This window comes from Marinibacterium sp. SX1 (assembly GCF_050389775.1).
Classification (GTDB): Bacteria; Pseudomonadota; Alphaproteobacteria; order Rhodobacterales; family Rhodobacteraceae; genus Marinibacterium.
Genome location: NZ_CP177144.1, coordinates 4,422,449 through 4,445,565, shown reverse-complemented (window position 1 = coordinate 4,445,565; position 23,117 = coordinate 4,422,449). Strand labels below are relative to the sequence as shown.

Below are 23,117 nucleotides of genomic sequence, written 5' to 3'. Positions count from 1 at the left end.
GGGCGGGGGGCGGCGTAAAGCGCGGGGCGCGCAGGCCGCCCCGCAGCGGGGATCACCGGGGATCAGGCCGCGTCGAGCCGGTCCAGCGCCATGCGGAAGACCGCCGGATCGACATTGCCGCCCGAGGCCACGGCGATCACCGCCTCGCCGTCCAGCTTGTCGCCATGGAACAGCGCGGCGGCCAGGGCCACGGCCCCGCCCGGCTCGATCACGATCTTCAGGCGCAGGAAGGCCAGGGCCATGGCCCGCAGGGCCTCGTCTTCGGTCACCACTAGCCCGGGGCCGCAGAGCCGCGACAGGATCGGAAAGGTCAGCTGGCCCGGGGCCGGGGTCAGGATGGCATCGCACAGCCCGCCGGATTCGGCCGCGTTGCGCTCGATCCGGCCGCTGGCCAGCGAGCGGGTCACGTCGTCGAACCCCTGCGGCTCGACCGGGCGGACGCGCAGGGCCGGGGCCGTGCGTTCCAGCGCCAGGGCCACGCCCGAGGTCAGCCCGCCGCCGCCGCAACAGACCAGCACCTGGGCGTCGGTCACGCCCAGCTCAGCGGCCTGTTCGGCAATCTCCAGCCCGCAGGTGCCCTGGCCGGCGATGACCTGGGGCTCGTCATAGGGCCGGATCAGGGTCAGGCCGCGGTCGCGGGCCAGCGCCTCGCCGATCTCCTCGCGCGATTCGCGGCCCCGGTCGTACAGCACGACCTCGGCGCCAAGCGCCCGGGTGTTGGCGATCTTGAGCGCCGGCGCATCGGCCGGCATGACGATGACCGAGGGCACGTCGTGCAGCCGGGCGGCCAGGGCCACGCCCTGGGCGTGGTTGCCGCTGGAATAGGCAATCACCCCGCGCCCGCGCAGCGCCGGATCCAGCGCCGAGATCGCCGACCAGGCGCCGCGGAACTTGAAGCTGCCGGTATGCTGCAGGCATTCGGGTTTCACCAGCACGCGCCGTCCGGCGATATCGTCCAGGAAAGGTGAAGTCAGGAGAGGCGTCCGCCGGACATGGCCGTCAAGCCGTCCGGCAGCCGCCGCGATCATGTCAAAGTCAGACATTCCGCCTCGGTCAGTACTGCCCGGATCACGTCCAGGCTTTGGGGTTCGTCCAGGAATGGCACATGACCCCGGTCCGCCACCTCGGCCACGATCAGGCCGGGATGACGCCGTCGCATCTCGGCCACCGTTTCGGGCAGCAGAATGTCGGAATTGACGCCGTGTAGCAAGCCGACGGGCAGCGTTTTCAGCGCCTCGAAGAACAGCCACAGGTCGGGCGTGGCCTCGGCCGCGGCCTGCTCGAGGATGGCATGGCGCAGATGCGGGTCATAGCGCAGGGCCAGGCCCTCTTCGGTCTCGCGGTACTGTGCCTCGGCCTGCTGGCGCCAGCGGGCCAGGGGCACGCCGGGAAAGCTGTGCCGGGTGTCGGCCTGCATCCGCGCGGCCTCGGCATCAAGGTCGGGCACGGCCGGGGCCTGGCCGAGATGTTCCATGATCCGGGCAATGCCCGCCGGGCCGACCTCGGGGCCGACATCGTTCAGGATCACGCCGGCCAGTTTCTCGCGGTGGCCGGCGGCCAGGGCCATGGCGATCAGCCCGCCGCGCGAAGTGCCCAGCACGGTGACCCGGTCCAGCCCGAGATGGGCGATCAGCTCCAGCGTGTCGCGGCCTTCGCGCAGCACGTTGTAATTGGCGTGGTCCTCGTCGAATTCCGACAGGCCGCGGCCGCGGTAATCCAGGGTGATGACCTGCACGCCGTCCAGCGCCGCGCGCAGGGGATCGAAATCGCGGCTGTTGCGCGTCAGCCCGGCCAGGCACAGCAGGGCCGGGCCGGTGCCGGTGATTTCATAATAGAGCGTCAGCCCGTCGGATGTTCGGAAAGTGGCCATCAACGCCTCGCGAGTTCAGGAATGCCGGTCAGGTCGGTCAGGATGTGGGGCGGTGTCCAGGGCAGCCGGTCGACCGGCTCGCCGGCGCGGTTGACCCAGGCCGTGACAAAGCCATAGCCCGTGGCCGCCCCGGCATCCCAGCCGTTGGACGACACGAAGAGCACCTCGTCGCGGGCCGTGCCGAACCGCTGGCCGACCAGGTCATAGACCCGGTGATCGGGCTTGAATACCCCGACGCTTTCGACCGACAGCACGTCGTCGAGCAGATCGCCGATCCCGGCCGAGCGCACCGCGCCGTCCAGCATGGCCGGCGAGCCGTTGGACAGGATGGCGGTGTCCAGCCCGGCCTCTTTCAGCCGGGCCAGCATGGCGGGCACCTCGTCATAGGCCTGCAGCTCCCAGTAGAGATCGAGCAGGCGTTGGCGCAGGGCGGCATCACCCTGCAGCCCGCAGTCCTCAAGCGCCCAGTCCAGCCCGTCGGCGGTGACATCCCAGAAATCGGCATGGGCCCCGGTGACCGCGCGCAGCCAGGTGTATTGCAGCTGTTTCAGGCGCCAGTCGCGGGCCAGGGTCTGCCAATGGGCGGCAAGCCGGTCATGACCGGGTTCGGCCGCTGCCTGGCGGGCCGCTGCGGACACGTCGAACAACGTCCCGTATGCATCGAAGATACAGGTCCTGATGGGCATATCGCCTCCTCCCTACGCGGCGAGAGTGACACACACCCGCGTCAGAGGGAAGGGGGGCGAGGGGCCGTTCGGGCCGGCCGGGCGGAATGCGGACAGCCCGGCGCCAAGGCGCGTCGTGTTCGTTCAGAGCCCGCCTGGGAGGGCGGGTGATGGGCCCGGGCCGGGTGGGGAATGGGCTCGGGTCGCGGCGGTCGGGCGATGGCCGGGGCGAGGGCGGTCAGGCGATGACCGGGGCCAGGGCGGTCGGGCGATGGCCCTTGGCCGGGGCGGTCGGGCGACAGGCCCCAGGCCGGATTGGTCGGGCGGCGGCACCTGCCCCGGGGGATTGAACCCAGAATGGTGCAACGGGGATGTAGGAGCGGCCCGAACGACCGGCCGCGTCAGGGCAGGTCGTAGCCCTGTGACGACGACCAGTCGATGCCGGGTTCGGCCTCGGTCAGCCGCCGGCCCTTCATCTGGTCCTGCATCCAGTCGGGCAGGGCCGAGAACTGGGCCGGGGTGAGGGGGATCCGCGAGGTGATCTTGGGCTGGGCCAGGAAGATGACGCCGACGCCGATCCCGCAGGTTGCAAGGAAGATGCCGCTGAGCCACCGGGCCCAGGCCGGGCGGTGAAATGCAGTGCCGTATTGGTCGTCGTAATCATTCATCTTGATCGGTTTCCCGCAATCGTTGATGCAACCGCAGGGCTATCGGCGAAAAGGGGCGCTCAGATGGCAGGGGCATGGCCATAGGGGTTAGCCGTTGCCTAACATTGTTAACTGATGCACATTTGGTGCGATTTTTTACGGGGCCAGCCGGTTCGGCCATGTTTTGCAGGGGGTTCGGGCGGGGAAACCCGGCTGCCCAAGAATCCGGCACCGGGCGCAGGGCGGGCGCGTTTTCCGGTCGGAAAACGCATCAGGCCCGATGCGGTGCACCGGGCCTGATGGCGAAAAGATGACCGGCCCGCGGGCCGGCGCGATATCAGAGGTGGTCGGGCTGGGGCATGCCCAGCACGTGGAACCCGCCATCGACCTTGATGATCTCGCCGGTCGTGTAGCTGCCGGCATCCGAGATCAGGTAGACGGCCGTGCCGCCCACGGCTTCCAGCGTGGCATTGGACCGCAGCGGCGCATTCTGCTCGCAATGCTTGTAGGTCTTGCGCGCGCCGCCGATGGCCGCCCCGGCCAGGGTCTTCATCGGGCCGGGCGAGATGGCGTTGACGCGGATGCCGTCGGGGCCGAGATCGTTGGCCAGGTAGCGCGTCGCCGATTCCAGCGCGGCCTTGGCCACGCCCATGACATTGTAGTTCGGCACGACGCGCTGCGAGCCCTGGTAGGTCATGGTCAGCAGCGTGCCGCCGTTTTCCTTCATCATCGGGTAGGACCGGCGGGCGACCTCGACGAAGGAAAACGCCGAGATGTCCATCGAGTTCTTGAAATTCGCCCGGCTGGTGTCGAGGAACCGTCCGGCCAGTTCCGATTTCTCGGAAAAGGCGATGGCATGGACCACGAAATCGATCGTCGGCCAGCGCGCGGCCAGGGCGCCGAAGGCCTTGTCGAGCGAGGCATCGTCGGTCACGTCGCAATCGACCATGAAATCCGAGCCGATCGACTGGGCCAGCGGCTCCAGCCGCTTGCCAAAGGCTTCACCCTGGTAGGTGAAGGCCAGTTCCGCACCGGCTTCGTTCAGGGCGCGGGCCACACCCCAGGCAATCGAGCGATCATTGGCAACGCCCATGATCAGGCCGCGCTTTCCTTTCAAAACGTCCGACATCATTCTTATCCGTGGTATCTGGAAAGGATCATGGATCCGTTGGTGCCGCCAAAGCCGAATGAATTCGTCATGACGCTGTCGAGCCCGGCATTTTCAACCAGCCCGGTGGCAATCTCGCCCTCGGTCAGGTCCGGATCCAGCGTGTCGATATTGATCGACGGCGCGATGAAATCGTGTTGCAGCATGAGGAGGCAGAACACCGCCTCCAGCGCGCCGGCCGCGCCCTGGGCATGGCCGGTCATGGATTTGGTCGACGACACGACGGGCGCCGGCCCGTTGCCGAAGACCCGGCGCACGGCCTCGATCTCGCCGACGTCGCCGACGGGGGTCGAGGTGCCATGGGCGTTGATATAGCCGATGGTGCGGTCGCGGTCGAAGGTCTGCAGCGCGCCGCGCATGGCCCGCTCGCCGCCTTCGCCCGAGGGGGCGACCATGTCATGGCCGTCCGACGTGGCCGCATAGCCCGTGACCTCGGCATAGATCTTGGCGCCGCGGGCCTTGGCATGTTCCAGCTCTTCGAGAACCAGGATGCCGCCACCGCCCGAGATGACAAAGCCGTCGCGGTCGGCGTCAAACGCGCGCGAGGCCCGTTCGGGCGTGTCGTTGTACTTGGACGACATCGCGCCCATGGCGTCGAACAGGCAGGACAGGGTCCAGTCCAGTTCCTCGCCGCCGCCGGCGAACATCACGTCCTGCTTGCCCATCATGATCTGCTCGGCCGCATTGCCGATGCAATGCAGCGACGTCGTGCAGGCCGAGGTGATCGAATAGTTGATGCCCTTGATCTTGTAGGCCGTGGCCAGGTTGGCCGAGATCGTCGACGACATGGCCTTGGGCACGACAAAGGGCCCGATGCGCTTGGTCGCGCCGGATTTCAGCACCGTCTGGTGCGCGGCGAACATGGCGCTGGTCGACGGCCCGCCCGAGCCGGCGACAAGGCCGGTGCGCTCGTTGACGATGTCCTTTTCCTCGAGCCCGGCATCGGCAATCGCCTGCTGCATGGCAACATAGGCAAAGGCAGCGCCCGGCCCCATGAAGCGCAGGGTGCGCTTGTCGATGTGCTCCTTGGGGTCAAGGTCGATGGCACCGGCCACACGGCTGCGGAACCCGTGTTCCGCCATGTCGGCATTGGCCGTGATCCCGGACCGTCCTTGCTTGAGTGATTCAAGGACCATTCCGGAGTCGGTGCCGATCGACGACACGATGCCCAGTCCTGTTACGACGACGCGGCGCATGGGGGTCTCCCTTGTCTGGTGTGGCCTGGTTTCGGCCCCGGGCGTTCTCTCACTCTCCGGTCGAGAGCCCCACCTTCATACCCTTGACCGAATAGATCTCTTCTCCGTCGGCCTCAACCCGGCCATCGGCCACGCCCATCTTGAGCTTGCGGTCGATGACGCGGACCATGTCGACGACATAGGTCAGCATCTTGCGTTCGGGCGTGACCATGCCGGACAGCTTCACCTCGCCGACGCCAAGCGCCATGCCCTTGCCGGGCATGCCCCGCCAGCCGAGGTTGAAACCGGTCAGCTGCCACAGGCCGTCCAGGCCGAGGCAGCCGGGCATGATCGGGTTGCCCGGGAAATGACATTTGAAGAACCACAGGTCCGGGGTGATGTCGAACTCGGCGACGACATGGCCCTTGCCATGGCTGCCGCCATCCGCGCTGACATCGGTGATCCGGTCCATCATCAGCATGGGCGGTTCCGGCAGCTGAGCATTGCCCGGGCCGAAAAGCTCGCCACGGGCGCATTTCAGGAGCGCATCCTTGTCGAAGAAGGTGGGGAATTTCGCCATGCTGGCGCGTCTCCTGCTCTCTCGGTTCTGCATTTCGCCCCCTCTATCACCGGCGGCCGATGTCCTGCAAGGCCATGTCGGCCCCGACACGACCCAGGCATCCGCCGGCCCCGGGCGGCACGGCGGCGATCGGGCGCCCCGCCGGGCGCGGGGCAGGGGCTGGCAGGCCCCTGGTTGTGCCCTGTGCCAGCCATGCCTGGCCAGCATCGGGGGCGCGGGGGCGGGCCGTTGCGGGGCGGCGATTGTGGCGGGTTTCGCGCCCGGCGGGCCGTTTGCCGGGCCGATTCTGGCATCGTTGCATGGCGTCGGCATGACAATGGCCGTGACGGCCCCGGGCGCCGGCCCATGCCATTGCCGATACTGCCGCCCGCACGGGACCCCGGGCGCACCATCGCGCGCCTCTGGCGGCACATTGCCCCGGTCACATCCGGATCGGACCGGCCCAGCGTCAGGATGCCGCGGCGGAAACCTGCGGCAATCCGGCCAGCTTTCATGGCTTTTTCCGGATTCCCATTGAGTTCGGCCCCTCTCAAGCCCTATATAAGCCATTGCTAGTCGTCTTGGAGTAGGTGCGCGTGGCACAACCCGAAGAAAGAGCGAAGACCTGGCTGGGCCAGGCGGGGCTGCGGCCCACGCGTCAGCGCGTGGCCCTGGCCAAGCTGCTCGTGGGGGATGGCAAGGACCGGCACGTCACGGCGGAAATCCTGTTCGACACCGCGCGTGAACGCGGCGTCGCCGTGTCGCTGGCCACGGTCTACAACACCCTGCGCGCCTTCTGCGATGCCGGCCTGCTGCAGGAAGTCACGGTCGACGGCTCGAAAAGCTATTTCGACACCAAGACCCACGATCACCCGCATTTCTTCTGGGAAGACGAGGCTCAGCTCTTTGACGCGCCGGCCGACGAGCTGGTCATCACCCAGCTGCCGAAAGCGCCCGAAGGGGCCGAGATCGCCTCGGTCGACGTGGTGATCCGCCTGCGCCGCCGCGACTGACGGCCCGTTCCGCATGATCATGTTGCCGGCCTGCCCTGGCCCCCGCCGGGGACCCGCCCTGTTGCATATGGCCCGCCCGGCCCGTCGGGGCGCGCGCTGATGGCCCGCACGTCGTCATCCCGTCGCCGGCGCAAGAAACCCGCCGGCGCACCGGTCACGGCCCCGCCGCCGCCGGCCCAGCCGATCCGCCCCGAACCCCCGTTCGAGATCTTTCTCTCCGGCACGCCGGGGCTCGAAGACGTGCTGGCCGAAGAGGTGCAGGGGCTGGGCTTTGACCAGGCCGCGCCGGTGCCGGGCGGTGTGGTGCTGCAGGGCGGCTGGCCCGAGGTCTGGCGGCTGAACCTGTGGTGCCGGGGCGCGACGCGCGTGCTGGTGCGGCTGGCCGAGTTCCGGGTGATGCATATCGCCCAGCTGGACAAGCGCGTGCGCCGGATCGACTGGGCCGCCGTGCTGGGCCGGGGCCAGGCGATCAGCGTCGAGACGACCTGCCGGAAATCACGGGTCTACCATGCCGGCGCGGCGACCCAGCGCATCGAGGCGGCGATCCGCGAGGCGATCGGCGAGGCCGCGCCCAGTGCCGGAGAGCCGCTGCAGATCCGGGCGCGAATCGAGGATGATCTCTGCACGCTGAGCATCGATTCGTCGGGCGCGCCGCTGCACCGGCGGGGCAGCAAGCTGGCCGTGGGCAAGGCCCCGATGCGCGAGACGCTGGCCGCGATGTTCCTGCGCCAATGCGGCTTTGCCGGGGACGAACCGGTGCTGGACATGATGTGCGGCTCGGGTACCTTCGTGATCGAGGCGGCCGAACGGGCCATGGGCCTGGCCCCGGGCCGCGCCCGGGCCTTTGACTTTGCCCGGCTGCCCGGGTTCGATGCCGCCGCCTGGGAAGAAATGCGCGTGGCCGGCGAGACCGGCGCGGCACTGGCCGAGGGGCTGCGGTTTCACGGCTCGGACCGCGATCCCGGCGCGGTGAAGATGGCCGGCGAGAATGCCGCGCGGGCCGGGGTCGGAGCGGTCTGCGACTTTGTGAATTGTGCCGTGTCCGATGCCGGCCGGCCCGACGGCCCGCCGGGGCTGGTCATGATCAACCCGCCCTATGGCACGCGGATCGGCAACAAGAAGCTGCTCTTTGCCCTGCACGGTGCCCTTGGCGACACGCTCAAGGCCCGGTTTTCCGGCTGGCGCGTGGGGCTGGTGACATCCGATACCGCCCTGGCCCGGGCCACCGGTCTGCCCTGGCTGCCGCCCGGCCCGCCGATCCCCCATGGCGGGCTCAAGATCCGGCTGTTCCGCACCGATCCGCTGCCCTGATCCCGGCGCCGGGCCGGAAACAGCCGCTGGCCCTGATCCCGTTGCCGGCCGTAACCCTGCCCCTGACGCAGGCCGTGATGCCCGACGTCGGGCATCACGCTAAGACCGTGGCCCGACCGGCCCTAGAACCACTGGCCGGGCTCCATCAGCCCGAAATCCAGCAATTGCCGCGAATGCCAGTCGAAGGGCGCGGAATTGTGCCAGCGGAAGGTGCGGATGTCATAGGTCGAGCCGGGGTTGCGCTTGAGCGCCTTGGCCGTGCGGAAGGAACAGATCGCCGCCGTCAGGTTGTGATGCCAGGGGCAGGCGAAGGTGTTGTACTCGTCATCGTCGAACGTGTGGTTGGGCCGCAGGTTCAGGCCCGGCTTGGACTTGAACAGCCCGATCCGGTCGATCCGCCGGCTGGGCCGGGGCACGTGTTCCTCGAACCGCCAGCGCAACCCGCCGAAGAAATCCAGCTGGCGTTCCTTGGCATGGCCGGTCTCGGGATCGGTGCGCGCCAGCGCGTAATAGCCCGTCCTGTCGAGATGGGCGCGTTCCAGCGACACGGCATTGGGGCAGGTTTCGAGGTCGTCGGCGTAAAGGTCGACCACGTAGGTCAGCATGGCGTCGCGGCGTTCCTCGGCGTGAAAGGCCAGCATCTCGCCGATGCTGCGGGTCTCGCAGAACGGGTAGAAGAGATATTCGGCATTGTAGCAATAATGCATCCAGAGGCCCGGCGCGGTGGCGATCACCCGGTTCACCGCGCGCACGGCCGCATCGGGCTGGGCGGTGTCATAGCTGACCCGGTGCACGTCGGGGCCGAGATCGGCGGCCAGCGGGAAGGCATCGGGCATGAAGGCCGCGATGGTGGCAAACCGGCAATCGCGCAGGTGGCGCAGGGTGGTGTCGATCTCGACCTCGTCCTCGACAAAGACCAGGGCCAGCGGCCCCCGGGCCCAGGTCGCGCTGTCCTGCAGGAAAAGATCGATCGACTTGTGGTGCACCTTTGGTCCTCCGGAGGGCAGGGAATGTCAGCGGCCGCGCAACGTCGCGAAGGTCCGACAAACCGAGCCGCATTGCAAGATCGGACGCCTTGCGCTAGGCAGGGCCCCGTTTTCCCCGCCAGACCGGATCCAGCGCCCATGTCCGCTCCGAAGAAGCTTTATATCAAGACCTATGGCTGTCAGATGAACGTCTACGACAGCGAACGCATGGCCGAAGCGCTCGGCGGGCAGGGCTATGTCGAAACCGCGTCGCCCGACGATGCCGACATGATCCTGCTCAACACCTGCCACATCCGCGAGAAGGCCGCCGAAAAGGTCTATTCGGAACTGGGCCGGTTCAAGGGGCTGAAGGCCGACAAGCCGGATCTCAAGATCGGCGTGGCCGGCTGCGTGGCCCAGGCCGAGGGCGAAGAGATCATGCGCCGCCAGCCGATGGTCGACCTGGTGGTCGGCCCGCAGAGCTATCACCGCCTGCCCGAGCTGGAAGCCAAGGCGCGCAGCGGCGAAAAGGCGCTGGACACCGATTTCCCCGAAGAGGACAAGTTCGCGCATCTCAAGGGCCGGGCCAAGGCCAAGCGCGGGCCGGCGGCCTTTCTGACCGTGCAGGAAGGCTGTGACAAGTTCTGTGCCTTCTGCGTCGTGCCCTATACCCGTGGCGCCGAGGTGTCGCGCCCGGTCGACCGGGTGCTGGCCGAGGCCCGCGACCTGGTCGAGCGCGGCGTGCGCGAGATCACCCTGCTGGGCCAGAACGTGAATGCCTATCACGGCGAAGGTCCCGACGGGCGCGACTGGGGCCTGGCCCGGCTGATCCGCGAGCTGGCCGAGATCGACGATCTCAAGCGCATCCGGTTCACGACCTCGCATCCCAACGACATGGAAGACGACCTGATCGCGGCCCATGGCGATTGCGACAAGCTGATGCCTTACCTGCACCTGCCGGTGCAATCGGGCAGCGATTTCATCCTCAAGCGGATGAACCGCAGCCACACGGCCGAAAGCTATATCCGCCTGATCGAACGCATCCGCGCGGCGCGGCCCGACATCCTGCTGTCGGGCGATTTCATCGTGGGCTTCCCCGAAGAGACCGAAGAGCATTTCCGCGAGACCATGGCCCTGATCGAAGAGGTCCGCTATGGCTCGGCGTTTTCGTTCAAGTACTCGACCCGCCCGGGCACCCCGGCGGCCGAACGCGCCCAGGTCGATCCGGCCGAGGCCGACGACCGGCTGCAACGGCTGCAGGCGCTGATCACGACCCAGCAGCGCGCGGCGCAGGATGGCATGGTCGGTCGCGAGGTCGGCGTGCTGTTCGAAAAGCCCGGGCGCAACCCGGGCCAGATGGTCGGCAAGTCCGATCACCTGCATGCCGTGCATGTCACGTCGGACAAGGTGGGCGTGGGTGACCTGGCCCGCGTGCGCATCACCGCATCGGGGCCCAATTCGCTGGCCGGCGAGCTGGTCTGACCCGACCACGGCGCCGGCCCGCGACCCCGCGATCCGTCATCCGGGCCGCGGGGCCGGGCAGGGGGTTCAGCCCTTGGGCGGGGTGTCCCGGATCAGCTGCTGCAGGCGCTGGGTCATGTAACCCTGGTTGTTGACGCCATATTCGTCGCGGCAGATGGCCTCGGCGATGGCAAAGGCCTGCGGGTAATCATAGCCGTATTTCACCAGGTCATCGACGAAGACCGAGTTGGGCCGGTCCCAGATCACGTCGGGCAGGAAGCCGCGAAAGCAGGAAATGGTGATGCGGTTGGGCGTGTTGTTGGGCGCGGTCGGATAGTCGATTGCCGCCGCGGGCAGGGGAATCAGCGCAGCAAGGCCGATCCCGAGCGCGGCCCGGAATGTCTTGGTCATCGGTATGTCCTGTCGTTGGACGGCCGGCGGGTGAGTGGCGCAGCCCGTCCGAGAGTGTGAAAGGCAATGTGTTAACGATTGGACCGCTTGCCAAGTTCCGTTAACGATTGTGACAAAATAAAGGCGCTCATTCGTCACAATTGCGCCGCAAAGGCGCGATTGTCCTGTCGGCGGAAACCATGCGGCGATCCCGCTGCCGATTGGCCGGCCAGCGTCACCCGCGGCCCGTGCCACGGGGCCCGTCCTGCCCGACTCCCGGGCGCCGCGCGGCCGGTCCGCGCCACCAACCCCGCGCTTCCCGCGGGGCAGGGTTGCTTATTTTCCTTCACAATTATCCGGGACTTTCCTAACGTTAAGCAGGCTTCCGCGACAAACCGCCGGCACAGGGCGGAGCGGAGACAGAACAAGGGGAAACTGCGGTGTTTGAATGGACTGGAACACGGGCTCGGTGGGGGGCGCTGATCTGCGCCCTGGCCGGGGTCCTGCTCGTCGGAGGGGCCGGGACGGCGGCGGCCCAGAACACGGTGAAGGGCGAACGTTACGTGCCGACCATCTGGGTCGATCCGGACGGCTGCGAACATTGGGTGATGGATGACGGCGCCGAGGGCTACATGACGCCCCACGTCAACCGCCAGGGCATCCCGGTCTGCCGCCGGGGCAACCTGTGCGGCGTGCTCAACACCGACCAGTTCTTTGCGACCGACAGCTCGGCGATCAGCTCGGCCGGGCAGCAGCGCCTGGGCCAGTTCTTCACCGGTGCGACGGCCACGTCCTTCATCATCATCGGCCATACCGATGCCCGGGCCTCGGACGAATACAACCTGGCCCTGTCGCAGCGCCGGGCCAATGCCGTGGCCAAGGTCGCGGCGGCCAACGGTGCGCGCATCGCCGATGTGCGGGGCTATGGCGAACGGATGCCCGTGGCGTCGAACAACACCCGCGACGGCATGTCGAAGAACCGGCGCGTCGAAATCATCTGCATCCAGTAGGGGGCCCGATCATGGCAATCAGAACATTCATCGGTCTGGCCCTGGTCGCGGGCAGCCTCGGCGCCTGTGTCGGCGAGGACAAGGGCCGCGACGGGTTCATCGATCGCAAGGACCTGTCGACGCTCAAGGCCGGGATCTGGGTCGACCCGGTGGGCTGCGACCACTGGATCATCGACGACGGCTTCGAAGGCTACCTGTCGCAGCGGCTGGACAAGTACGGCAAGCCGGTCTGTTCGGGCGTCGCCCCGCCGACCACGGCCACCGGGCCGTTCAAATCCGGTTCGGGCTTCCCCGACGTGTTCTGAGCGGCCTTTTGCCGGCCCGGCGATCGCCGGGCGCCGGATGCCGCCACGGCCGCCCAATCGGGCGGCCGTTTTGTTGCAATGACGTGAATTTTCACCACGCTCGGCTTGCGCGTCGGGCCGGATATTGGCACCCTTGCTGCACATGCCTGACAAGGAGACCGGCTTGGCCATAGGCGCCCTGACCCCGCCCCCCTCCGATAGCGCACCGCGCGAGGTGCGACTGGATTTTCCTGACAACCGGCTGCTCATCGACCTGTGCGGCGAATTCGACCGGAACCTGGCCGATATAGAGCAGAAGCTGGCCGTGCAGATCGTGCGCGTGGGCAATGCCCTGGCCATTCACGGCGAAGACGGCGCGATGGAACGCGCGGCCCATGTGCTGCAGGCGCTCTACGAGCGGCTCGAAGGCGGCAAGACCGTCGAGGCCGGCGACATCGACCGCGAGATCCGCATGGGCGCGACCGAGGACGAGGATGCCCCGGGCGACCAGCTGGAGATGTTCCAGCGCGGCACGATCGAGATCAAGACGCGCAAGAAGCTGGTCGAGCCGCGGACGGATGCCCAGAAGGCCTATGTCCAGTCGCTCTATGAAAACGAGCTGGCCTTCGGCATCGGCCCGGCCGGCACGGGCAAGACCTACCTGGCCGTGGCCGTGGGCGTGAACATGTTCATCCAGGGCCATGTCGACAAGATCATCCTGTGCCGCCCCGCCGTCGAGGCGGGCGAACGGCTGGGTTTTCTGCCCGGCACGCAGGAGGAAAAGGTCGATCCCTACATGCAGCCGCTCTACGACGCGCTGAACGACTTCCTGCCGGGCAAGCAGGTGGCCAAGCTGCGCGAGGAGAAGCAGATCGAGATCGCGCCGCTGGCCTTCATGCGCGGGCGGACCCTGGCCAATGCCTTTGTCGTGCTCGACGAGGCCCAGAACGCCACGGCGATGCAGATGAAGATGTTCCTGACCCGCCTGGGCGAGGGCTCGCGCATGGTCATCACCGGCGACCGGTCCCAGGTCGACCTGCCGCGCGGCGTGCCCTCGGGGCTGGCCGATGCGGAACGGCTGCTGAAGGCGATCCCGAAGATCTCGTTCAACTACTTCACCGCCAAGGACGTCGTGCGCCACCCGCTGGTCGCGGCGATCATCGAGGCCTACGAGGCCGACGAGGCGGGCTGACCCGGCTTGTTCCGGCCCATATCCGACCCGGGCTGGGCTTTCGGATGGCGGCAAAGGCGGGTAAGGCACGGCCCCAGAGACGGGGCCGTGCGTTTGGCCCGGGCAACGGGGGCAGGCCATGGCCGTTGACACGATCATCGAGGACGACCGCTGGCAGGCGCTGGCACTGGAGGCGCTGGCCGACCGGGTGGCCGGCGCGGCGCTGAGCCATCTGGGGCTGGACGCCGGGGCGGCCGACGTGTCGCTGCTGGCCTGCGACGATGCCCGCATCGCCGTGCTGAATGCCGAATTCCGGGGCAAGCCGTCGCCGACCAACGTGTTGAGCTGGCCGGCCGAGGATCTGTCGCCCGACACGCCCGGGGGCATGCCGTTGGCTCCCGAACCCGATCCGACGGGCGAGCTGGTGCTGGGCGACATCGCGATATCCTGGGACACCTGCGCCCGCGAGGCCGAGGCGGCGGACAAGCCGATGCAGGACCATGTGACGCACCTTGTCGTGCACGGATTGCTGCATCTTCTGGGCTACGATCACGTCGAAGATGCGGATGCGACGGTGATGGAAGGGCTCGAAGCCGAGATACTGGCTGGACTGGGTCTGGAAAATCCATATATCGTCGCCGATGGGGCCGAGGGCCCGGTTTGAGATAGGACAAATGGGCGACATAGAAGGTTCGTCTGGCGCGGCGCAGCGCGCGCTTGAAGATGACGAGGAAAATTCCGGCCAGGGTGGATTGTTCGGCCGGATTGTCGGGGCGCTGACCCCGGGGCAGGCGGCCAATGGCCGGGACGAATCCGAGGATGTCGTCCTGGAACCCGTGCGCCACGGCATGATCAACCTGCGTCGCATGCGGGTCGAGGACGTGGCCATTCCGTCCGCCGATATCGTGGCCGTGCCGAACACCGTGACGGCCGACGAGCTGGTGCAGGTCTTCCGCGAGAGCGGCATGACCCGGATCCCGGTCTACGAGAACACGCTCGACACGCCGCTGGGCTTCATCCACCTCAAGGATTTCGCGCTGATGCACGGGTTCAACGGCAACAACACGCCGTTCGACCTGTCGTCGATGCTGCGCGAGCTGCTCTTCGTGCCGCCGTCGATGCCGATCGGCGTGCTGCTGACCAAGATGCAGGCCGAACGGCGCCACATGGCGCTGGTGATCGACGAATACGGCGGGGTCGACGGGCTGGTCACGATCGAGGACCTGGTCGAACAGGTCGTGGGCGAGATCGAGGATGAGCACGACACCGACGAGGACCGGACCTGGGTGATGGAAAAGCCCGGGGTCTACCTGGCCCTGGCCAAGACGCCGCTGGAAGAATTCGAGGAAGAGATCGGCCGCTCGCTGACCGAAAGCGAAGAGGTCGACGAGGAAGAGATCGACACGCTGGGCGGGCTGGTCTTCATGATCTCGGGCCGGGTGCCGGCGCGCGGCGAGGTGGTCGAACATCCCGACGGCGCCGAATTCGAGGTCGTCGATGCCGATCCGCGCCGGATCAAGCGGCTGCGGGTGCGCCTGCCGGGCGATACCGACTGAGCCGCGACATGACCGCCGCCACCGCCATGACGCGCTGGCCGCTCTGGGCCCGGATGACGGCCGCCGCCTTGCTGGGCGCGGTCGCCGGGCTGGGGCTGGCGCCCTACGGCCAATGGCCGCTGGCGCTGGCCGGCTGGATCCTGCTGCCGGGCCTGCTGGCCCTGGGTGAAAGCCGGGGCCGGGCCGCGGCCATGGGCTGGGCCTTTGCGGCAGGATATTTTGCCAACGGGCTGATGTGGATCGTCGAGCCCTTCCTGGTCGACGTGCAGCGCCATGGCTGGATGGCGCCCTTTGCGCTGGTCTTCCTGGCCGGCGGGCTGGCTCTGTTCTGGGCCGCGGCCTTCTGGGCGGCGCACCGGGCCGGGCGCGACTGGATGCAGCGCGGGCTGCTGCTGGTGCCCAGCCTGGCCCTGGCCGAGTTCGGCCGGGCCTACCTGCTGACGGGGTTTCCCTGGGCCGCGCCGGCCCAGGCGCTGGTCGACAGCCCGATGCTGCCGCTGCTGGCGTGGCTGGGCCCGCACGGGCTGGGCCTGCTGGTCACCGGGGCCTGCATCTGCCTGGGGCTCTGGGCCATGGGCGGCCGGGGCGGGGGGCGCCTGTTGCTGGTCGGGCCGGCGCTGCTGGTTGTCGGGTTGACGCTGGCCGCATGGCAAATGCAGGCGCCGGTCGACAGCACCGGGCGCATCGTGCGGGTGATCCAGCCCAACGCGCCGCAGGACCAGAAATGGGATCCCGAAATGGTGCCCGTCTTCTTTCGCCGCCAGCTGGAGCTGACGGCCGAAGGCCCACGGCCCGACCTGGTGATCTGGCCCGAAAGCGCCATCGCCCCGGTGCATGAACAGGCCGCGCCCTGGTACGAGGCCATCGCCCAGGCCGCCGGCGGGGCGCAGGTGGCGCTGGGGATCCGGCGCTATGACGGGCGGCTCTACAACGCGCTGGTCCGGCTCGACGGCGACGGCCTGGCCAGCGATGTCTATGACAAGCACCACCTGGTGCCCTTCGGCGAATACATCCCCCTGGGCGGGCTGGCCAAGCGCCTTGGCATCCGTGGCCTGGCCGCAGAGGACGGCGACGGCTACAGTGCCGGGCCGGGGCCCGCGCTGATGGATTTCGGGCCGCTGGGCCGGGCCCTGCCGCTGATCTGCTACGAGGCGGTCTTTCCCCAGGACGTCAACGGCGCGCCGGGCCGGGCCGATTTCCTGCTGCAGGTGACCAACGATGCCTGGTTCGGCCAGCGCGTCGGGCCCTATCAGCACCTGGCCCAGGCCCGGATGCGCGCGGTGGAACAGGGCCTGCCCATGCTGCGCGCGGCCAATACCGGCATCTCGGCCATCATCGACCCGCATGGCCGCATCCTCGACAGCCTGGCCCTTGGCCGGGCCGGCTATGCCCAGGCCGCGCTGCCCGCGCCGCTGCCCGCCACGCCCTATGCCCGCAGCGGCGACTGGCCCTGGCTGATTGTGGCGCTTTTGCTGCTTGGGGCGGGGCTGTCGTTACGTATCGTCAAGCAAGACCGAGATTCCGATTGACCGTGGGCCTGCGCGGGCCTACGCCAGACGGACACCGTCACAACGGCTTCCTGGCGTGACGGACAGACATTCCAATGGAGCACCTCCCATGACCCGCGATAACTACACCTTCACCTCGGAATCCGTGTCCGAGGGTCACCCGGACAAGGTTTGCGACCGGATTTCCGACGCCATCCTCGATGCCTTCCTCACGGAAGAGGCCAATGCCCGCGTCGCCTGCGAAACCTTTGCCACATCGGGCATGGTCGTGATCGGCGGCGAGGTCGGCCTGTCCGACCAGGAAAAGCTGAAGAACTACATGGGGCGCATCCCCGAGATCGCCCGCGACTGCATCAAGGACATCGGCTACGAGCAGGAACATTTCCACTGGAACACCTGCCACGTGCTGAACTTCCTGCACGAGCAATCGGCCCATATCGCCCAGGGCGTCGACAAGGACGGGGCCGGCGACCAGGGCATCATGTTCGGTTTCGCGACCAACGAGACGCCCGAGCTGATGCCCGCGCCGATCCAGTATTCGCATGCCATCCTGCGCCGCCTGGCCGAAGCGCGCAAATCCGGCGCCGAGCCGACGCTGAAGCCTGACGCCAAGAGCCAGCTGTCGGTGGTCTATGAAGACGGCAAGCCGGTGGGCGTGTCGTCGATCGTGCTGTCGACCCAGCACGAGAGCGAAGACCAGACCAGCGACGACATCCGGGCCATCGTCGAACCCTATATCCGCGAGGTCCTGCCCGCGGGCTGGATCACCGAGGAGACCGAATGGTGGGTCAACCCGACGGGCACCTTCGTGATCGGCGGGCCGGATGGTGACGCGGGCCTGACGGGCCGCAAGATCATCGTCGACACCTACGGCGGCGCGGCGCCCCATGGCGGCGGTGCGTTCTCGGGCAAGGATCCGACCAAGGTGGACCGCTCGGCGGCCTATGCCGCACGCTACCTGGCCAAGAACATCGTGGCCGCGGGCCTGGCCGACAAGGCGACGCTGCAGCTGTCCTATGCCATCGGCGTGGCCAAGCCGCTGTCGGTCTATGTCGACACCTACGGCACCGGCAAGGTTCCGGAAGAGGTCATCGAAAAGGCCGCGGCCCAGGTCATGGACCTGACCCCGCGCGGCATCCGCACCCACCTGGACCTGAACAAGCCGATCTACGCGCGGACCTCGGCCTATGGCCATTTCGGGCGCGAGCCCGAGGCCGACGGCGGGTTCTCGTGGGAGCGCACCGACCTGGTCGAGGCGCTCAAGAAGGCCGTCTGAGCGGCGCCGTGGCGCGGTGGGACTCGTCCGGCCGCGCCTCGAATTCCGCCCAGATCGGCAGGTGATCCGAAGCGGCCCGGCTTTCCGGGCCGTTTTCGACTCCGCTGTCGACCAGCCCCAGCCCGGGGCCATGGGCGATGCGGTCCAGCGCGGCCACCGGGTAGGTCGCCGGAAAGCTGCGCTGCTCGGGCACCATGTGGAACGACGGTTCCAGCGGGCCATGGGCGTGACGGGCCGACCATTCGTTGAAATCGCCGGCGATGACGGTGCGATGGGTGTGGTCGTCGTCCAGCACGTCGCGGATCATCTCCAGCTGCAGCCGCCGCGAGGGCCGCAGCAGGCCCAGGTGCACGCCGACGATGCGCAGCGGCTCGCCACCGCCGGTCATCAGCGCCGAGACCGCCCCGCGCGGTTCCAGCCCGGGCAGGTCATAGCGCCCGATCTCGCCCAGCTCGTAGCCCTTGCGCACCAGCATGGCATTGCCGTGCCAGCCCAGGCTGACATCGTTCTCGGCCAGCGGCGCGACGTGATAATCGGTCTCGCGCTCGATCAGGTCGCGGGGCAGGGCGGTGGGCCGGGGGCCCAGCCGCAGATCGGCCTCCTGCAGCACGACCACGTCGGCGCCCAGCCGCGAGACCACTTCGAGAATGCGCTCGGGCGAGCGTTTCTGATCCATCCCGCGCGCCTTGCGGATATTGTAGCTTGCCACTCGCATCGGCGTCACAGCAGCGGTGCGAAGAGCCGGGCAAAGGGCGCGCCCAGCCGGATGCCCAGCTTTTGCCGGGACAGCGGGCGGTCCAGCTTCCAGGCCTGGGCGAAATCGGCTTCGAGCATCGCGGCCACGTCCCGGGCGGCCCGGCTGTCGAACAGCACGGCCATGGTTTCGAAATTCAGCCGGAACGAGCGGTTGTCCATGTTCATCGATCCTACGGCGGCCATGCTGTCATCGACCAGCACGACCTTTTCATGCAGGAACCCGTCGCCGTAGCGCCAGATTTCCACCCCTGCCGCGCGGCATTCGTCAAAAGCCGCGAAGGCCGCCAGCCAGGGTAACGTATGGTCGATTGCGTCCGGCACAAGGATGCGCACGTCGACGCCACGCAGCGCGGCCTGTTTCAGCGCGCTCAGGATGTCGGTGTCGGGCACGAAATAGGGCGAGGCCACCCACAGCCGGTGTTTCGCCGCGACGATGGCCGACAGGAAGAACAGCGTGCCGGTTTCCATGTCGTCGGCCGGCCCGGCGGGCAGGATCAGCCCGGTCATGTCGGCCTCGGCCGGCTCCGGCTCCCAGTGCAGCGGCGAAATCAGCGTCTCGCCGGTGCCCCAGTGCCAATCCTCGGCAAAGACCAGCTGCAGCTGCGACACGATGGGGCCGGTCAGGCGCACGAAGGTATCGCGCCAATGGCCGAACTTGGGATCGCGGCCGAGATATTCGTCGCCGACGTTCAGCCCGCCGGTAAAGCCCTGCCGGCCGTCGACGATCAGCGTCTTGCGGTGGTTGCGGTAATTCATCTGCAACCGCCCGGCCCGCCGGCTGAGCTTGCGCTTGCCGGGCACCTTGACCCCGGCATCGCGCAGCCGGCGCAGGTAGTCGACGGGCAGGGTGCGCGAGCCGATGGGATCGAAGATCAGCCGCACGGTCACGCCCCGGTCGGCGGCCTGGATCAGGCGGTCGGCAAAGGCCCGGCCGATCTCGTCGTCGTGGATGATGAAGAACTGGGCCAGGATGTACCGCTGGGCCCCGTCAATCGCGGCAAAGAGCGCTTCGAACGTGGCATCGCCGTCGATCAGCAGCTGCATGTCGTTGCCGCGCGTGGCGCCCATGGCGGCCAGCTTTTCGAAGGGCCGGGGGTTCAGCCCGTCGGGCGCATGGCCTGGGGCGAAGCGCACGGCGAAATCGCCGGCGGCCTCGATCACCCGGCCGCTTTCGCGCCGCGAGACCAGGTAATGGCGATAGCGGTGATGGCCGAGGAACAGGTAGGCGACCAGCGCAATGTAGGGCGCGGTCAGCAGGAACACGACCCAGCCCACCGCCCCCTGCGGCGTGCGCGCGGTGCGCACGGCCTTCCACGCGGACCAGAGCGAGGCCAGCAGCACGGCAAGCGTCAGGAGAGGCAGGACAATGGCAAGGATCATGGGGTGCTCCGTCAATTTGCGCCATCAAACACGAAGCAGGGGCCTTTGTCTCGTTGCCCCCGCAGCCTGCGCGCGATAAACGCCCGGGCATGACACCTGACCGCCCGCATCGCAATTTCTACGGCCGCCTCAAGGGCAAGGCCCTGAAGAAGAGCCAGAAGACCTATCTCGACGAAGACCTGGCCGCCCTGTCGCCGGGCGCCGTCGACTGGGAGGCCAATCCCGACCGCCATCCGCTCGACCTGGACGGGCTGTTCGGCGGGCGCCCGGTCTGGCTGGAAGTCGGCTTTGGCGGCGGCGAACACCTGGTGCACCAGGCCGCGTCCAACCCGGACGTGGGCATCATCGGGGCGGAACCCTACATCAACGGCGTGGCCATGCTGCTGGGCAAGATCCGCAAGGCCGGGGTCGAGAACCTGGCCGTGCATCCCGGCGATGCGCGCGACCTGATGGACGTGCTGCCCGCGGCCTCGGTGTCGCGGGCCTTCCTGCTCTATCCCGATCCCTGGCCCAAGAAGCGCCACCACCGGCGCCGGTTCGTCACGCCCGAGCACCTGGAACCGCTGGCCCGGGTGATGAAGCCCGGGGCGATCTTTCGCGTGGCCACCGATATTCCCGATTACGTCCGCCAGACGCTCGAAGAAGTGCCGAAGGCCGGGTTTGACTGGCTGGCCGAGCGGCCGGCCGACTGGCGCGCGCCCTGGGACGACTGGATCTCGACGCGCTACGAGCAAAAGGCCCTGCGCGAGGGCCGGGTGCCGCATTACCTGACTTTCCGCCGCCAGGGCTGAGCCTGGCGCGGGGGCGCCCGGCCCGTGCCGGCCCGTGCCGGGCATGGCCCGCCCGGTCGGCGCGGGCTTTCCGGCTGGACGCTCACGGCCGGTTGCGGTTAAACGCGGGACGGCACGTCAGACCCGGTCAGACAGCTTCAGACTGCACCAGATGAGGAGTTCCGCATGTCCGCCCATGGCCCCACGATTCCGATGACCTCCTTCCCCTGCGGCCCGCTGACCGGCACCGCCGAGGTGCCCGGCGACAAGTCGATTTCGCACCGGGCGCTGATCCTGGGCGCGATGAGCGTGGGCGAGACGAAGATCACCGGCCTGCTCGAAGGCCAGGACGTGCTGGACACGGCCAAGGCCATGCAGGCCTTTGGCGCTCAGGTCACCCATCACGGGCCCGGCGCCTGGACCGTCAGCGGTGTGGGCGTGGGCGGCTTTGCCGAGCCCGACCAGGTCATCGATTGCGGCAATTCGGGCACCGGCGTACGGCTGATCATGGGCACCATGGCCACCTCGCCGATTTCCGCGACCTTCACCGGCGATGCCTCGCTGAACAAGCGGCCGATGGCCCGGATCACCGATCCGCTGGCCCTGTTCGGTGCCGTGGCCCATGGCCGATCGGGCGGGCGGCTGCCGCTGACGATCACCGGAGCGGCCGATCCGGTGCCGGTGCGCTATACCACGCCGATGCCCTCGGCCCAGGTCAAGTCGGCCGTGCTGCTGGCCGGGCTGAACGCCCCGGGCCAGACCGTGGTCATCGAGAAGGAGGCCACCCGCGACCATACCGAGCGCATGCTCGAAGGGTTCGGGGCCGAGATCACCACCGAAGAGACCGACGAGGGCCGGGTCATCACCCTGACCGGCCAGCCCGAGCTGAAGCCCCAGACCATCGCCGTGCCCCGCGATCCGTCCAGCGCGGCCTTTCCGGTCTGCGCGGCGCTGATCGTGCCGGGGTCGGATGTGCTGGTGCCGGGGATCGGGCTGAACCCGACGCGGGCCGGGCTGTTCTACACGCTGCAGGACATGGGCGCCGACCTGACCTTCGAGAACATGCGCGAGGAAGGCGGCGAGCCGGTGGCCGACCTGCGGGCGAAGTACTCGCCCGACATGAAGGGCATCAACGTGCCGCCCGAACGTGCGGCCAGCATGATCGACGAATATCCCATCCTGTCGGTCGTCGCGGCCTTTGCCGAGGGCGTGACCGTCATGCAGGGCGTCAAGGAACTGCGGGTCAAGGAAAGCGATCGGATCGAGGCCATGGCCAGCGGTCTGCGCGCGGCCGGCGTGCCGGTCGAGGACGGGCCCGACTGGTGGAACGTCACCGGCTCGCCCCGGCGGGGCAATGCCGGGGGCGTGCCGGGCGGGGTGACCTGCGCCAGCCATCTGGATCACCGGATCGCCATGTCGTTCCTGATCCTGGGCATGGCCGCCGACCAGCCCGTGTCGGTCGATGACGGCGGGCCGATCGCCACGTCCTTCCCGATCTTCGAAGGGCTGATGGGCGGGCTGGGCGCCGACCTGCGCCGCACCGAAGACGCCGCGGCATGACGACCCGGCCCTTCACCGTTGCGCTCGACGGCCCGGCGGCCTCGGGCAAGGGCACCATCGCCCGGGCGCTGGCCCGGCAATTCGGGTTTGCCTATTTGGACACCGGGCTGCTCTATCGCGCGGTGGGCGCCCAGGTGAATGCCGGCCGCGATGCGGTCGAGGCGGCCGAAAGCCTGACCGCCGGGGTGCTGGACGACCCGGGCCTGCGCAGCTCGCAGGCCGGCCAGGCGGCCAGCAAGGTCGCGGCCATGCCCGCCGTGCGCGCCGCGCTGAAGGATTTCCAGCGCGCCTTTGCCCGCCGGGCGGGCGGCGCGGTGCTGGACGGGCGCGACATCGGCACGGTGATCTGTCCCCAGGCCGAGGTGAAACTCTACGTCACTGCCTCTGCCGAGGCACGGGCCCGGCGGCGGCACCGGGAACTGGCCGAACGGGGCGACGGGATCTCGTATGCCGAGGTCCTGGCTGATATCGAGGCCCGGGACGAGCGCGACATGAACCGCTCGGACGCGCCCCTGCGGGCGGCCGAGGGGGCGGTGACGCTCGACACCACGGAAATGAGTATCGAAGACGCGGTCGCGGCGGCCACCCGGGCGGTGGAGGCGCGGCTGCCCCAGGCGTGAGA

General features: G+C 68.4%; 24 protein-coding genes and 1 riboswitch. Of the genes, 13 read left to right on the top strand and 11 right to left on the bottom strand.

Annotated elements, in window-relative coordinates:
• Positions 1-62 precede the first annotated feature (62 nt).
• The 7 genes from ACK3BB_RS20025 to fabA form a co-directional block, all read right to left on the bottom strand.
• Entirely contained in the window at positions 63-1,043 is a 981-nt protein-coding gene (locus ACK3BB_RS20025) for a threonine ammonia-lyase (protein WP_428926410.1), read from the bottom strand.
• On the bottom strand, positions 1,025-1,870 hold the full coding sequence (locus ACK3BB_RS20020) for an alpha/beta fold hydrolase (RefSeq protein ID WP_428926409.1): 846 nt from the start codon (positions 1,868-1,870) through the stop codon (positions 1,025-1,027). The genes ACK3BB_RS20025 and ACK3BB_RS20020 overlap by 19 nt, the downstream gene beginning before the upstream one ends.
• Positions 1,870-2,556, bottom strand: a complete 687-nt coding sequence (locus ACK3BB_RS20015) for a haloacid dehalogenase type II (RefSeq protein ID WP_428926408.1) — start codon at positions 2,554-2,556, stop codon at positions 1,870-1,872. Before ACK3BB_RS20015 ends, ACK3BB_RS20020 begins: the two co-directional genes overlap by 1 nt.
• Before the next feature lie 380 nt (positions 2,557-2,936).
• Positions 2,937-3,203 (bottom strand): hypothetical protein, encoded by a 267-nt coding sequence (locus ACK3BB_RS20010; protein ID WP_428926407.1) that lies wholly within the window; start codon positions 3,201-3,203, stop codon positions 2,937-2,939.
• A 316-nt stretch (positions 3,204-3,519) separates the two neighbouring features.
• Positions 3,520-4,311: an enoyl-ACP reductase FabI gene (locus ACK3BB_RS20005; protein WP_428926406.1), complete on the bottom strand. Its 792-nt coding sequence runs from the start codon at positions 4,309-4,311 to the stop codon at positions 3,520-3,522.
• Positions 4,312-4,316: 5 nt separating this feature from the next.
• Positions 4,317-5,546: a beta-ketoacyl-ACP synthase I gene (fabB, locus tag ACK3BB_RS20000; protein WP_428926405.1), complete on the bottom strand. Its 1,230-nt coding sequence runs from the start codon at positions 5,544-5,546 to the stop codon at positions 4,317-4,319.
• 49 nt (positions 5,547-5,595) lie between these two features.
• A complete protein-coding gene (gene fabA, locus ACK3BB_RS19995) occupies positions 5,596-6,105 on the bottom strand; it encodes a 3-hydroxyacyl-[acyl-carrier-protein] dehydratase FabA (protein WP_428926404.1) in 510 nt (169 codons plus the stop codon).
• Between the two features lie 575 nt (positions 6,106-6,680).
• On the opposite strand from fabA, the gene irrA reads away from it, so the two are divergent.
• Together irrA and ACK3BB_RS19985 are read left to right on the top strand one after the other, a co-directional pair.
• Positions 6,681-7,097, top strand: a complete 417-nt coding sequence (gene irrA, locus ACK3BB_RS19990; protein WP_428926403.1) for an iron response transcriptional regulator IrrA — start codon at positions 6,681-6,683, stop codon at positions 7,095-7,097.
• Between the two features lie 99 nt (positions 7,098-7,196).
• A complete protein-coding gene (locus tag ACK3BB_RS19985) occupies positions 7,197-8,408 on the top strand; it encodes a THUMP domain-containing class I SAM-dependent RNA methyltransferase (RefSeq protein ID WP_428926402.1) in 1,212 nt (403 codons plus the stop codon).
• Between the two features lie 122 nt (positions 8,409-8,530).
• Here the strand turns inward: ACK3BB_RS19985 and ACK3BB_RS19980 are convergent, their stop codons facing one another.
• Positions 8,531-9,394, bottom strand: a complete 864-nt coding sequence (locus ACK3BB_RS19980) for a hypothetical protein (RefSeq protein ID WP_428926401.1) — start codon at positions 9,392-9,394, stop codon at positions 8,531-8,533.
• 138 nt (positions 9,395-9,532) lie between these two features.
• Here ACK3BB_RS19980 and miaB point away from each other — a divergent pair, with 138 nt between their 5' ends.
• Positions 9,533-10,855: a tRNA (N6-isopentenyl adenosine(37)-C2)-methylthiotransferase MiaB gene (miaB, locus tag ACK3BB_RS19975; RefSeq protein ID WP_428926400.1), complete on the top strand. Its 1,323-nt coding sequence runs from the start codon at positions 9,533-9,535 to the stop codon at positions 10,853-10,855.
• A gap of 66 nt (positions 10,856-10,921) precedes the next feature.
• Here miaB and ACK3BB_RS19970 read toward each other — a convergent pair whose 3' ends face one another.
• Complete coding sequence (locus ACK3BB_RS19970; protein WP_428926399.1) at positions 10,922-11,245, bottom strand: hypothetical protein; 324 nt, start codon at positions 11,243-11,245, stop codon at positions 10,922-10,924.
• A 419-nt stretch (positions 11,246-11,664) separates the two neighbouring features.
• Between ACK3BB_RS19970 and ACK3BB_RS19965 the strand changes: the two genes are divergently transcribed.
• From ACK3BB_RS19965 to metK, 7 genes are all read left to right on the top strand, one after another.
• Complete coding sequence (locus tag ACK3BB_RS19965; RefSeq protein ID WP_428926398.1) at positions 11,665-12,234, top strand: OmpA family protein; 570 nt, start codon at positions 11,665-11,667, stop codon at positions 12,232-12,234.
• Between the two features lie 11 nt (positions 12,235-12,245).
• A complete protein-coding gene (locus ACK3BB_RS19960) occupies positions 12,246-12,539 on the top strand; it encodes a hypothetical protein (RefSeq protein WP_428926397.1) in 294 nt (97 codons plus the stop codon).
• A 163-nt stretch (positions 12,540-12,702) separates the two neighbouring features.
• Positions 12,703-13,710: a PhoH family protein gene (locus ACK3BB_RS19955; protein WP_428926396.1), complete on the top strand. Its 1,008-nt coding sequence runs from the start codon at positions 12,703-12,705 to the stop codon at positions 13,708-13,710.
• A 118-nt stretch (positions 13,711-13,828) separates the two neighbouring features.
• On the top strand, positions 13,829-14,353 hold the full coding sequence (ybeY, locus tag ACK3BB_RS19950) for an rRNA maturation RNase YbeY (RefSeq protein WP_428926395.1): 525 nt from the start codon (positions 13,829-13,831) through the stop codon (positions 14,351-14,353).
• A 10-nt stretch (positions 14,354-14,363) separates the two neighbouring features.
• Positions 14,364-15,245, top strand: coding sequence for a hemolysin family protein (locus ACK3BB_RS19945; RefSeq protein ID WP_428926394.1), 882 nt, complete (start codon positions 14,364-14,366; stop codon positions 15,243-15,245).
• Between the two features lie 8 nt (positions 15,246-15,253).
• Positions 15,254-16,774 (top strand): apolipoprotein N-acyltransferase, encoded by a 1,521-nt coding sequence (lnt, locus tag ACK3BB_RS19940; RefSeq protein ID WP_428926393.1) that lies wholly within the window; start codon positions 15,254-15,256, stop codon positions 16,772-16,774.
• Between the two features lie 31 nt (positions 16,775-16,805).
• Positions 16,806-16,856, top strand: a riboswitch (SAM-SAH riboswitch).
• A gap of 6 nt (positions 16,857-16,862) precedes the next feature.
• Positions 16,863-18,029: a methionine adenosyltransferase gene (gene metK, locus ACK3BB_RS19935; RefSeq protein WP_428926392.1), complete on the top strand. Its 1,167-nt coding sequence runs from the start codon at positions 16,863-16,865 to the stop codon at positions 18,027-18,029.
• On the opposite strand, the gene ACK3BB_RS19930 is transcribed toward metK, so the two are convergent.
• Positions 18,013-18,744, bottom strand: coding sequence for an endonuclease/exonuclease/phosphatase family protein (locus tag ACK3BB_RS19930; RefSeq protein ID WP_428926391.1), 732 nt, complete (start codon positions 18,742-18,744; stop codon positions 18,013-18,015). The genes metK and ACK3BB_RS19930 overlap by 17 nt on opposite strands.
• Before the next feature lie 5 nt (positions 18,745-18,749).
• Complete coding sequence (cls, locus tag ACK3BB_RS19925) at positions 18,750-20,165, bottom strand: cardiolipin synthase (RefSeq protein WP_428926390.1); 1,416 nt, start codon at positions 20,163-20,165, stop codon at positions 18,750-18,752.
• An 89-nt stretch (positions 20,166-20,254) separates the two neighbouring features.
• On the opposite strand from cls, the gene trmB reads away from it, so the two are divergent.
• The 3 genes from trmB (at position 20,255) to ACK3BB_RS19910 (ending at position 23,115) form a co-directional block, all read left to right on the top strand.
• Positions 20,255-20,956: a tRNA (guanine(46)-N(7))-methyltransferase TrmB gene (trmB, locus tag ACK3BB_RS19920; RefSeq protein WP_428926389.1), complete on the top strand. Its 702-nt coding sequence runs from the start codon at positions 20,255-20,257 to the stop codon at positions 20,954-20,956.
• Positions 20,957-21,121: 165 nt separating this feature from the next.
• Positions 21,122-22,495, top strand: a complete 1,374-nt coding sequence (aroA, locus tag ACK3BB_RS19915; protein ID WP_428926388.1) for a 3-phosphoshikimate 1-carboxyvinyltransferase — start codon at positions 21,122-21,124, stop codon at positions 22,493-22,495.
• The gene (locus ACK3BB_RS19910) at positions 22,492-23,115 is read left to right on the top strand and encodes a (d)CMP kinase (protein ID WP_428926387.1); all 624 of its coding nucleotides are present in this window, start codon (positions 22,492-22,494) and stop codon (positions 23,113-23,115) included. The genes aroA and ACK3BB_RS19910 overlap by 4 nt, the downstream gene beginning before the upstream one ends.
• Positions 23,116-23,117 lie beyond the last annotated feature (2 nt).